Source organism: Sphingomonas sp. GC_Shp_6, assembly GCF_026540835.1.
Lineage (GTDB): Bacteria > Pseudomonadota > Alphaproteobacteria > Sphingomonadales > Sphingomonadaceae > Sphingomonas.
In genome coordinates this window covers 348,323-360,401 of sequence record NZ_JALNUO010000002.1, presented here as the reverse complement: position 1 = coordinate 360,401, position 12,079 = coordinate 348,323, and the positions used below count along the sequence as shown (strand labels likewise).

The following is a 12,079-nucleotide window of genomic DNA, read 5'->3' as shown; positions in this document are numbered from 1 at the left end:
GTGACCCGTCTTTCCCGTCCGTTGCCCTTCGCGCTGCTGCTCCTCGCGATCCCGACCACCGTCTCGGCGCAGACCGCGGCGACCGATCCCGCCCCCGAACCCGATATCGTCGTGCTCGGCCGCGGGCTCGACCTGCCGCCGGGGACGCCCGCTTACGGCGCGACGATCATCGATCGCGACCGGTTGACGACCGATGCGTCGGGCCGTGTCGAGGACGTGCTCGCCGATGTCGCCGGGCTCCAGCAGTTCCGCCGGTCGGACAGCCGCTCCGCCAATCCGTCTGCGCAAGGGGTGACGCTGCGGTCGCTCGGCGGCAACGCCACCAGCCGGACGCTGGTGCTGCTCGACGGCGTGCCGATCGCCGATCCGTTCTTCGGCTATATCCCGTTCAACGCGCTGTCGCCCGAGCGGCTGGCCGCGGTGCGAGTCACGCGCGGCGGCGGTACGGGGGCGTTCGGGGCGGGCGCGGTCGCCGGGACGATCGAGCTGGTGAGCGCAGGGCGCGCCGACCTGCCGCTCGTCAGCGGCGAGGCGTCCTATGGCAGCTATGATTCGCAGCAGCTCGCCGCCACCGTCTCGCCGAATGTCGGCGCGGGCTATGTCTCGCTTTTTGGCCGCTACGACCGGTCGGACGGCTTCTACACCACGCCTGCGGACGAGCGCGTCGGAGCGACGGTGCGCGCCGGCTATCGCGATTGGACGACGGGCTTCCGCGCGGTCGCGCCGATCGACGCGCAGACCGAATTGCAGGCGAGCGGCACGATCCTGCGCGACGACCGCGTGCTGCGCTTCGCCGGCGCCACGTCGTTCTCGAACGGCGAGGATGCGAGCGTCCGCCTGATCCACCGCGGCGCCTGGCAGGTCGAGGCGCTCGCCTATCTCCAGGCGCGCGACTTCGGCAACGAGGTGGTCAGTTCGACCACCTACCGTGTGACGCTCGACCAGCGCCGCACCCCCTCGACCGGGATTGGCGGCAAGATCGAGATCCGGCCGCCGGTCGGCCCCGATCACGTCCTGCGGCTCGGCGTCGACACGCGGCGCGCGGACGGCACCCTGTACGAGGACGCGTATGGCGCCACCGGGCTCGTCACCGCGCGGCGCACCGCTGGCGGCGAGACGGGCACCACGGGTGGGTATGCCGAGGACGACTGGACGATCGGGCATCTGGTGCTGACCGGCGGCGGGCGGATCGATCGCTGGACGATCGATGACGGCTTCTTTCGCCAGACGACGGTGACCGGCACGCCCACGATCACCAGCGCCTATCCCGATCGCAACGGCACGATCGGCACCGGCCGCGTCGGTGCGCTGTTCCATGCGATGCCCGCGATCGACCTGCGCGCCGCGGCCTATACCGGTTTCCGCGTGCCCACGCTCAACGAGCTGTATCGCCCGTTCGTGGTGTTTCCGATCACCACCCAGGCGAACGCCAATCTGAAGCTGGAGCGATTGAAGGGCGTGGAGGGTGGGATCGATCTCCATCCGGCCGCATGGGCGTCACTGTCGCTCACCGGCTTCTACAACCGGCTGGAGGACGCGGTGGCCAACGTCACGATCGGCACCAATTTGCGCCAGCGCCAGAATGTCGATGCGATCGTCGCGAAGGGGATCGAGGCATCGGCGAGCCTCCGCCACGACGCGGTTTCGCTGACCGGGTCCTACGCGTTCAACGACAGCCATGTCCGCGCGAACGGCGTCCAGGCGCAGCTCGACGGGCTCGATCCCGCGCAGAGCCCGCGCCACGCCGCCAGCGCCACGCTCGCCTGGTCGCCGGCGGGCGGGCCGTCGCTGTCGGGAACGGTGCGCTATATCGGCCGGCAATATGAGGACGATCTCGAAACCGCGGTGCTGCCCGCAGCGACCGTGATCGACGCGGTCGCGGGCGTCCCGGTCGGCCACGGCGTGTCGGTGGTCGCGCGAGCGGAAAACCTGTTCGACGCGACCGTCGTCACACGGAATTCCGGCGGCTCCATCGACCTCGGCACGCCGCGTACGCTATGGATCGGCATACGGATCGGGAGAGCGCGATGACGGGCGATGTGGTGGCGGTGCCGGACTGGGCGGAGGAAACCGGGATCGGCGCGTCCGATTATGCCGCCCTGTACGCGCAGGCTGAAGAGGCGCCGGAGCGGTTCTGGCTGGATGCGGCGACGCGGCTCGACTGGATCCGGCCGCCGGGCGTCGCGGACGAGAGCAGCTTCGCCGAAGCCGATTTCCGCGTCCGCTGGTTCGCCGACGGCACGCTGAACGTCGCCGCGAACTGCCTCGACCGGCATCTGGCGCAGCGCGGCGCGCAGACCGCGATCGTGTGGGAACCCGACGAGCCGTCGGAGGCGGCGCGCACGCTCACCTATCGCGAACTCCACGCGGAGGTCTGCCGCTTCGCGAACGTCTTGAAGCAGGCGGGCGCGACCAAGGGCACGCGGGTGACGCTCTACATGCCGATGATTCCCGAAGCGGCGGTCGCGATGCTGGCCTGCGCGCGGATCGGCGCGGTGCATTCGGTGGTGTTCGGCGGCTTCTCGCCCGATGCGCTCGCCGGGCGGATCACCGATTGCGGCTCGACGATCCTCGTGACCGCGGACGAGGGGCGGCGCGGCGGCAAGCGCGTGGCGCTGAAGGACAATGCCGACAAGGCCGCCGCGCTCGCGCCGGGGCTGGAGCGGATCGTCGTCGTCCGCGCGACCGGCGCCGACGTCGCGATGACCGAAGGCCGCGACATCTGGTATCACGAGGCCGCCGCTACGGTCGCCGCCGAATGCGCGGCCGAGCCGATGAACGCGGAGGATCCGCTGTTCATCCTCTACACCTCGGGATCGACTGGCAAGCCCAAGGGCGTGGTCCACACCAGCGGCGGCTATCTGCTCTGGGCCAACCTCACGCACGCCTGGTGCTTCGATCCGCGGCCGGGCGAGATCTTCTGGTGCGCCGCCGATGTCGGCTGGGTCACCGGGCACAGCTATATCGTCTATGGCCCGCTGTCGAACGGCTGCACGACGCTGATGTACGAAGGCGTGCCCAACTGGCCGAGCGCCAGCCGTATCTGGGAGGTGATCGACCGCCACCGCGTCGCGACGCTGTTCACCGCGCCCACCGTGCTGCGCGCACTGATGCGCGAGGGCGATGCGCCGGTGAAGCGCACCAGCCGCGCGTCGCTGCGCCTGCTCGGTTCGGTCGGCGAGCCGATCAATCCCGAGGCGTGGCGCTGGTATCACCACGTCGTCGGCGAGGATCGTTGCCCGATCATCGACATGTGGTGGCAGACCGAGACGGGCGCGGGAATGATCGCGCCGCTGCCCGGCGCCACGCCGCTGAAGCCGGGATCGGCGACCCGGCCGCTGCCCGGCGTCTTTCCGCAGATCGTCGACAATGAGGGCGCGGTGCAGGACGGCGCGGCGGAGGGGCCGCTGGTGATCGCGCGGAGCTGGCCGGGGCAGATGCGCGGCGTGTGGGGCGATGCCGAACGCTTCTTCGAGACCTATTTCCGCACCTTTCCGGGCACCTATTTCACCGGCGACGGCGCCCGGCGCGATGCGGACGGCTATTACTGGATCACCGGGCGGATCGACGACGTCATCAACGTGAGCGGCCACCGCATGGGCACCGCCGAGGTCGAGAGCGCGCTGGTGCTGCACGCACAGGTCGCCGAAGCCGCGGTCGTCGGCTTTCCGCACGACATCAAGGGGCAGGGCATCTACGCCTATGTCACGCTCAACGCCGGTCTGGAGCCGTCGGACGATCTGCGCCGCACGCTGATCGCCTGGGTGCGCAGCGAGATCGGCCCGATCGCCGCGCCCGACGTGATCCAGTTCGCCCCCGGCCTCCCCAAGACGCGATCGGGCAAGATCATGCGCCGCATCCTGCGCAAGATCGCGGAAGGCGACGTATCGTCGCTGGGCGACACCTCGACGCTCGCCGATCCGGCCGTCGTGGACGATCTCGTCGCGAACCGCGCACGGCCCTGAGCTGCCGGCCCCCGCATGAAATCGATCGACAACCGCGTCCGGCAAGCCGATCAGGACTATCCATGAACAAGGGGATGACGGCGATGAGAATTCTGGGTCTGGCATTGGTCACCTGCGCCGCGCTTTCGTTGGCGGCATGCGACAAGAGCGGCGACAAGAAGCTGGCGGACCGGGTGGAGAACCACGCCGATGCGCATGCCGACGCCCTGCAGAACCAGGCCGCCGCGCTGTCGGCGGAGGCCAAGCAGGTCCGCAAGACGGGCGAGCGCCGCGCCGACGCGATCGACGCGGCCAACCTGAACACCGCCGCCATGAGCAATGCGCAAAAGGCCGCGATCGTCAACGGCGCGGCACCCGCGGTCCAGTGATCGCCGCCGCCGGGGCGGCCCGTCCGGCTGGCGGATCGCGGTGACCGCCCGTCTGCGCCAGCTCCTCGTCAATCTCGGCGAAAAATTCTGGCTGTTGCCGGCGATCCTTGTGGTCGTTGGCATCCTGCTGGCCGTCGGGCTGGTCGATCTGGATCGCAGCGGGCTCGTTCCGCAGTGGCTGATCGAAAGCCCCTGGCTGTACAATGGCGGCGGCACCGGCGCGCGGACGCTGCTCGGCGCGGTGGCGTCGTCGACGATCGGCGTGGCGGGCACCGTGTTCTCCATCACGATCGCATCGCTGTCGCTCGCCGCCGGCCAGATGGGGCCGCGGCTGCTGCGCAATTTCGTGCGCGACCGTGGCAACCAGTTCACGCTCGGCGCCTTTCTCGGCACCTTCTCCTATGCGCTGATGGTGTTGCGCAGCGTGCGTACGCAGAGCGAGGGATCGTTCGTCCCGCACGCGTCGATGACGGTGGGCATCCTGCTCGCCTTTCTGTGCGTGGGCGTGCTGGTGTTCTTCGTCGGCCACATGGCGGGGCGGATCAACGTCGATACGGTGATCGAGCTCGTCAGCGCCGATGTGCGCCGCGCAATCGACCGGCTGACGACGACCGAGCCGGTGCGCGGCGATGCCGGTCCGGTCTTCACCGCCGCCGCGGCGAGCGTGCCCGATGGCCGGCGCGGTTATCTGCAGGAACTCGACGCCGGCCGGCTGGCGGATTGGGCGGCCGCGCACGGCGCCGCGATCCGGCTGCTCGTCCGTCCTGGCGACTATGTCTTTCCTGGCGCTGCGATCGCGCTGGTCGAGCCCGCGATCGAGGGTGCGGAACGCGCGATCCGCCATGCCACTGCGCTCGGAAGCCAGCGGGTCAGCAGCGTCGATCTCGAATTCGCGGTACGGCAGCTGGTGGAGATCGCGGTGCGCGCGCTGTCGCCCGGGATCAACGATCCGCACACCGCGCTCAGCGTGCTCGACCGGATGGGCGCGGCGTTGTGCGACATGGTGCCGCGCCACCTGCCCGACGGCGTGGTGATGCGCGACGGCCGGTCGTGCCTCGCCTTTCCCGTGGTGTGCTATGACGGGCTGGTGGATTCGATGTTCCACATGATCCGCCAGAATGCGGCGGGCAGCCCCGCGGTGCTGATCCGGATGATCGAGGTGATGACGGTGGTCGTCGGCTATGAGCGTCGGCCCGATCGCGGGGCGGTGCTTCAGCGGCATGCCGATCTGGTGCTGGCCGATGGCGAGCGCGATATCGCCAACCCGGACGATCTGGAGGAATTGCGGATGCGGCATACGCGGTTCGCGGCGATGCGTACGGGCGGCCCCGTGGCCGTCGCGCGGGGCCGGGCATGAGCGCCACGAACGGGGGAGCACACCGATGTCGATGATCCACGGCGTGACGATCACGCCGTTCGATGCCGCCGCGATCCTGATCGTGCTGGCTGCGGTGCTCGGCTTCATCAACAACCGGTTTCTCCACCTGCCGCAATCGATCGGGCTGACGGTGATGGGCGCGGTCGCGTCGTTGCTGGTCGTGGGTCTGGATCGGCTGATCCCCGGCGGCAACCTCGGCCACGGCGTCACGCGCTTTCTCGACGGCATCGATTTTCACAAGACGCTGATGGACGGCATGCTGTCGTTCCTGCTGTTCGCGGGCGCGCTGCATGTCGACTGGCGCGAGATGCACCGGGGCCGCGCGGCGGTGATCGTGCTCAGCACGGTCGGCGTGCTCGTCTCGACGGTGCTGATCGGAACGGGATTTCACCTGCTGACCGGCGCGATCGGCTATCCCGTGCCATGGCTCTGGGCGTTCACCTTCGGCGCACTCATCAGCCCGACCGATCCCGTCGCGGTGCTCGACATCCTGAAACGCACCGACGTGACGCCGACGCTCGAGGCGACGGTCGCCGGGGAGAGCCTGTTCAACGATGGCGTGGGCGTCGTGATCTTCACGATCCTGTTCGCCGCCGCGATGGGCACCGATCCGCTGTCCGCCGGCCACGCCTCCGTGCTGTTCGTCCAGGAGGCGGGCGGTGGCGCGGTGCTGGGGCTGCTGATCGGCTGGATCGCGATGCGCGGCATGTGCCGCATCGACGATTACAAGGTGGAGGTGATGATAAGCCTGGCGGTGGTGATGGGCGGCTATGCGGTGGCGAGCCGGATCGGCGTCAGCGGCCCGGTGGCGATGGCGGTCGCCGGCCTGCTGATCGGCAACCACGGCGTGGCGCACGCCATGAGCGAGAATACGCGCGATTATCTGCTGAAATTCTGGTCGGTGATCGACGATCTGCTGAATGCCGTGCTGTTCCTGCTGATCGGGTTGGAGGTGGTGACGATCCCCTCCGAAATGCCGCTGTTGATCGCCGGTGTCGCCGCCATCCCGCTGGTGCTGCTGGCGCGCACGCTGTCGGTGTTCGGGCCGCTGATCGTGGTGAGGCCGTTCCTGTCGCTCGGGCCGCTGGCGCCGGTGACGCTGATCTGGGGCGGGATGCGGGGCGGCATCTCGGTCGCGCTCGCACTCAGCCTGCCGCATTCCGGCGCGCGCGATCTCGCGCTCACCGCCACCTATATCATCGTTCTGTTCTCGGTGATCGTCCAGGGCGGCAGCATCGAACGCGTGCTCGGTTGGTGTTCGCGGCGCGTGGCTGGAAATGCAGGGTCCGGAAACGCCGGAGCCGGCGAACCGCGATGATGCTTGCCCCGGCGGGGCCGCAGCGCCGATAAGGCCCGGATGGCCTTGTCGTTCGAAAACATCTCTCGCCGCATGGCCGGCTTCGTCGACGGCCGGTTCAGCCGGAGCCGCCAGGCGCTCTCGCGGCTCCGGCGGCGGCTGGCGACCGGGATCGGCGCCGTGGTGCTGGGGCTGGCGGCGCTCGCCTTCGCCAAGCTGGGCGATCTGGCGCAGCAGCTCTTCGGCCATCTTCTCGCGACGCTCTCCTACGGGGTGCTCCTCCTGACGCCGGCGATCTTTGCGGGCGTGGTCTATGCCACGATGCGCTGGGTGCCCGATGCACGCGGCTCGGGCATCCCGCAGGTGATCGCCGCCGGCCGCGATCCGCAGCGCGAGGCCCTGGGGCCGCTGGTTTCGATGCGGACCGCGCTCGCCAAGGTGGCGATGACGCTCGCCATGCTGCTGGGCGGCGGATCGGTCGGGCGCGAGGGGCCGACCGTGCAGTTGAGCGCCGCGATCATGGTCGCGGTGCACCGGTTGCTGCGCGTGCCGATCGGCGCGGGCGTGCTGATCGCCGGGGGCGCGGCGGGGGTGGCGGCGGCGTTCAACACCCCGCTCGCCGGCGTCGCCTTCGCGATCGAGGAACTGGCATCGGCCTATGAGCAGAAGGTGGCGGTGCTCGTGATGGCGGCGGTGATGATCGCGGGGCTCGTCAGCCTCGGCATCGCGGGCGACTATGTCTATTTCGGCACGATGGGGCAGACGCTGGGGCTGCGCACCGTCCTGCTCGTCACCCCGGTGGCGGGGATCCTCGGCGGGGTGTCGGGCGGCATCTTCAGCCGCGTGGTGCTCGAATTCGCAGCGCCGTCGCGGGGCTGGATCGCGCGGTTGCGCAGCCGGCCGGTGATGTTCGCCGCGGGCTGCGGCCTGGTCGTGGCGGCACTCGGGCTGGTGAGCGCGGGTGCGACCTGGGGCACCGGTTACGGGGCCACCCGCCAGCTCGTCGAAAGCCACGGCCAGCCTTTGTGGTTCGGGCCCGTCAAGTTCCTGGCGGCGCTCGCGACCACGCTCAGCGGCGCGCCGGGCGGCGTCTTCGCACCGTCGCTCGCGGTCGGCGCCGGGGTCGGCAACGTGCTGACGATCCTGTTCCCGCACGATCCGGCGGGGGCAATCGTGCTGCTGGGGATGATCGCCTATTTCGTCGGCGTCGTCCGCGCCCCGCTCACCGCGGTTATCATCATCAGCGAGACGACCGCGAGCCGCGGCCTCATCATCCCGCTGTTCGCGACCGCGCTGCTCGCCGATGTCGTCGGCGCCATGGTGTGCCCGACGCGGCTCTATCATGGCCTTGCCAAGCCCTTCCTGCGCGGCACCCCGGCCAAGCCCGACATCGCGGCCTGACCGCACGGGCGCCGGCCTATCGAGGGAACCGTCGGCGGGGCCGGACGGTTCGTCACACTCTTTCCCTGCCGGAGGACGTGCGCGGTTGATGCGGTGCCCGGCCTTCGCCTAAGGCTGTGCGCATGACCGACATTCCCAACACGCAACCCGACAGCCGCGAAACGACGATCCTCGACGCGCCCGACAAGATGGTCAAGGTGCGCGATCTGTTCGGGATCGACAGCGACATGCAGGTGCCCGCGTTCAGCGAGGCAGACGAGCGCGTGCCCGATCTCGATCCCGCCTATGTGTTCGATGCCGACACGACGGTCGCGATCCTGGCGGGCTTTGCGCACAACCGCCGCGTCATGGTGCAGGGCTATCACGGCACCGGCAAGTCGACGCATATCGAGCAGGTGGCGGCGCGGCTCAACTGGCCGTGCATCCGCATCAACCTCGATGCGCATATCAGCCGCATCGATCTCGTCGGGCGCGACGCGATCGTCCTGCGCGACGGCCAGCAGGTCACCGAATTTCGCGAGGGGCTGCTGCCCTGGGCGCTGCAGACGCCCACCGCCCTGGTGTTCGACGAATATGATGCGGGCCGCCCCGACGTGATGTTCGTGATCCAGCGCGTGCTGGAGACCGAGGGCAAGCTGACCCTGCTCGACCAGAATCGCGTGATCCGCCCAAGCCCCTGGTTCCGTCTGTTCGCCACCGCCAACACGGTGGGCCTGGGCGACACCAGTGGCCTGTATCACGGCACGCAGCAGATCAACCAGGGCCAGATGGACCGCTGGAACATCGTCGTGACGCTCAACTATCTGCCCGCCGCGGTCGAGGCGCGGATCGTGCTCGCCAAGTCGGGCGAATATGACAAGCCCGACGGCAAGAAGGCGGTCGACAACATGGTCCGCGTGGCGGACATGACGCGCAAGGGCTTCATCAACGGCGACATCTCGACGGTGATGAGCCCGCGTACCGTCATCACCTGGGCGCAGAACGCGCTGATCTTCGGCGATATCGGCTTCGCCTTCCGCCTGAGCTTCCTCAACAAGTGCGACGAGGCGGAGCGGTCGCTGGTCGCCGAATATTATCAGCGCGTGTTCGGCAAGGACCTGCCCGAAAGCGTGGTGGGGAAGGCTTGAGCGCATGACTCGCGCCGAAGCCCTAAAACGACTGCGCGACCATCGCGAGGATCTCTATGCGATGGGGATCGAGCATGTCGCGATCTTCGGCTCGACCGCGCGCGACGAGGCGACGCCATCGTCGGACCTCGATCTGGCGGTAACGCTGCGCTCGGACATGCGACTGGGGTGGGATTATTTCGACCTCGATCAGCGTGTCGGGCAATTGCTGGGGGTTTCGGTGGACGTGGTATCCGACCCCGGACGCCGACCCCGGCTGCAGGCTGCCATCGAACGCGACCGTATCGATGCTTTCTGAACGAACCGCGGATCGCCTGCGCGACATCATCGACGATGCCCGGCGGATCGGCGACTTCCTCGGCACCATGACGCTGAACGATTTCCTGGCGAGCGAGCGCACACTTTTCGCAGTTGAGCGGCTGTTGCAGCGGATGACCGAAGCCGCCATCCAGATCGAGCCCAAGGATGCCGAGCGGCTTTCGGCGGCCTTGCCGATCGCGAAGATGCGCGGATTGGGGAATCGGCTGCGCCACGAATATCGCGACTTGGACAGGGCGGTCGTGTTCGAGATCGCTCGGGCGGAGGTGCCCGCGCTGGCTGCCGCCGCGCAACACGCGCTGGACGAGGGCTGATGGCCAACGAAACCCCTCTCGACCGGTTCAAGGCGGTACTCGGCGGAACCGCACGCGCGATCGCGGCGGAGCCCGAGATCGAGCTGGCCTTCACCGCCGACGCGCCCGCGCAAAGCGGCAAGCACATCAAGGTGCCGATGCCCGCGCGCGCGCTGCCCGCGGATCAGGTGGCGGAGGCGCGGGGCTTCGCCGACGGCTTCGCGCTGCGGCTGCGCCACCATGATGCGCCGCTGCATCTGCGCGCCGCGCCGGCCGAGGCGGTGGCCCGCGCCGTGTACGACGCGGTGGAGACGGCGAGGGTCGAGGCGCTGGGAAGCCGGGGCTATCAGGGCATCACCGCCAATCTGGCGATGGCGCTCGACGTGCGGCTGCGCGCCGACCCGATCACGCGCGCGCGGGGCCGCGACGAGGTGCCGCTGTCGACCGCGCTGGCGCTGCTCGTCCGCGAGCGGCTGACGGGCGAGGCGTCCCCCGCGGTCGCCGCGCCGGGGCTGGCGCTGGTGCGCGAATGGGTCGAGTCGAAGACCGACCTCGACGCGCTGGCGCTCGCGCTCGACGACCAGCGCGCGTTCCAGGGGCTGGCCATGAAGATGCTGGCCGATCTCGAACTCGTCGAGGGCGAACCCGCCACCGACGAGGCCGACGAGGGCGGCGACGAGGACGAGGGCAGCGAGGAACAGGCGCAGGACGACGACGCCGACGAGGGCGAGGAACAGGGTGGCGAAGGCCAGGCCGAGATGGAGGCGCGCGGCGAATCGCGCGAGAGCGACGACGAGGGCGAGGGGCAGGACACCAGCGAGGACTCGCTCGACGACATGGACGGCGAGCCGGGCGACGATGGCGAGGAGGGTGCGCAGCCGGTGCGCCCCAACCGGCCGTTCGCGGACCCGTCCGCGCAGTTCGACTACAAGCCGTGGACGACGCAGTTCGACGAGGTGATCGCCGCGAGCGAACTGTGCGATGCCGACGAACTGGCGCGATTGCGCGGCTATCTCGATCAACAGCTCGTCCATCTGCAGAGCGCGGTGTCGAAGCTCGCCAACCGGCTCCAGCGGCGGCTGATGGCACAGCAGAACCGCAGTTGGGACTTCGATCAGGAAGAGGGTCTGCTCGACGCCGCGCGGCTGGCGCGCGTGGTGGTGAGCCCCGGCCAGTCGCTCAGCTACAAGATCGAGCGCGAAACCGATTTTCGCGACACCGTCGTCACGCTGCTGATCGACAATTCGGGATCGATGCGCGGCCGTCCCATTTCGATCGCGGCGATCAGCGCGGACATCCTCGCGCGCACGCTGGAGCGGTGCGGCGTGAAGACCGAGATCCTGGGCTTCACCACCCGCGCCTGGAAGGGCGGCCAGTCGCGCGAGACATGGCTGGCGGCAGGCCGGCCGCCGCAACCCGGACGGCTGAACGACATCCGCCACATCGTGTACAAAAAGGCCGACGAGCCGTGGCGCCGCGCGCGCAACGCGCTGGGGCTGATGATGCGCGAGGGGCTGCTGAAGGAGAATATCGACGGCGAGGCCCTGCTTTGGGCGCATGCGCGGTTGCTCGCACGGCCCGAGGAGCGGCGGATTCTGATGGTGATCTCGGACGGCGCGCCGGTCGACGATTCGACGCTCAGCGTCAATTCGGGCAGCTATCTGGAGCGCCATCTGCGCCAGGTGATCGGCTGGATCGAGACCAAGTCACCCGTCGAACTCGCCGCGATCGGCATCGGCCACGACGTGACGCGCTATTATTCGCGCGCCGTCACGATCATGGATGCCGAGCAACTGGGCGGCACGCTGATCGAGCAACTGGCCGCGCTGTTCGATACGGATTGAGGGCCGTCTGCGTAGAGTTGACGACGCTATCTGGCTCCGTTCGCCCTGAGCTTGTCGAAGGGCCTGTTTCGGACAAGATGGCCCGATG

10 protein-coding genes are annotated in these 12,079 nt (G+C 69.1%); all 10 read left to right on the top strand.

Going from position 1 to position 12,079, the window contains the following annotated elements:
• Nucleotides 1–48: 48 nt before the first annotated feature.
• The 10 genes from OXQ95_RS04300 (at nt 49) to cobT (ending at nt 11,991) form a co-directional block, all read left to right on the top strand.
• Entirely contained in the window at nt 49–2,031 is a 1,983-nt protein-coding gene (locus OXQ95_RS04300; protein WP_267380090.1) for a TonB-dependent receptor, read from the top strand.
• Entirely contained in the window at nt 2,028–3,965 is a 1,938-nt protein-coding gene (gene acs / locus OXQ95_RS04295; protein WP_242095953.1) for an acetate--CoA ligase, read from the top strand. The genes OXQ95_RS04300 and acs overlap by 4 nt, the downstream gene beginning before the upstream one ends.
• 83 nt (nt 3,966–4,048) lie before the next feature.
• Complete coding sequence (locus OXQ95_RS04290; protein ID WP_267380038.1) at nt 4,049–4,333, top strand: hypothetical protein; 285 nt, start codon at nt 4,049–4,051, stop codon at nt 4,331–4,333.
• A 40-nt stretch (nt 4,334–4,373) separates the two neighbouring features.
• Complete coding sequence (locus OXQ95_RS04285) at nt 4,374–5,690, top strand: DUF2254 domain-containing protein (RefSeq protein ID WP_267380036.1); 1,317 nt, start codon at nt 4,374–4,376, stop codon at nt 5,688–5,690.
• A gap of 25 nt (nt 5,691–5,715) precedes the next feature.
• Nucleotides 5,716–7,029 carry a sodium:proton antiporter gene (locus OXQ95_RS04280; RefSeq protein ID WP_267380034.1) on the top strand — a complete coding sequence of 438 codons (1,314 nt, stop codon included), beginning with the start codon at nt 5,716–5,718 and terminating at the stop codon, nt 7,027–7,029.
• Nucleotides 7,030–7,101: 72 nt separating this feature from the next.
• Nucleotides 7,102–8,409, top strand: a complete 1,308-nt coding sequence (locus OXQ95_RS04275; protein WP_267380032.1) for a chloride channel protein — start codon at nt 7,102–7,104, stop codon at nt 8,407–8,409.
• A gap of 122 nt (nt 8,410–8,531) precedes the next feature.
• A complete protein-coding gene (gene cobS, locus OXQ95_RS04270) occupies nt 8,532–9,536 on the top strand; it encodes a cobaltochelatase subunit CobS (protein WP_242095958.1) in 1,005 nt (334 codons plus the stop codon).
• A gap of 4 nt (nt 9,537–9,540) precedes the next feature.
• The gene (locus tag OXQ95_RS04265) at nt 9,541–9,834 is read left to right on the top strand and encodes a nucleotidyltransferase domain-containing protein (protein WP_267380027.1); all 294 of its coding nucleotides are present in this window, start codon (nt 9,541–9,543) and stop codon (nt 9,832–9,834) included.
• Nucleotides 9,824–10,168 carry a HepT-like ribonuclease domain-containing protein gene (locus OXQ95_RS04260; RefSeq protein WP_242095960.1) on the top strand — a complete coding sequence of 115 codons (345 nt, stop codon included), beginning with the start codon at nt 9,824–9,826 and terminating at the stop codon, nt 10,166–10,168. The genes OXQ95_RS04265 and OXQ95_RS04260 overlap by 11 nt, the downstream gene beginning before the upstream one ends.
• Entirely contained in the window at nt 10,168–11,991 is a 1,824-nt protein-coding gene (gene cobT, locus OXQ95_RS04255) for a cobaltochelatase subunit CobT (RefSeq protein WP_267380022.1), read from the top strand. Before OXQ95_RS04260 ends, cobT begins: the two co-directional genes overlap by 1 nt.
• The last annotated feature ends 88 nt before the right edge of the window (nt 11,992–12,079 follow it).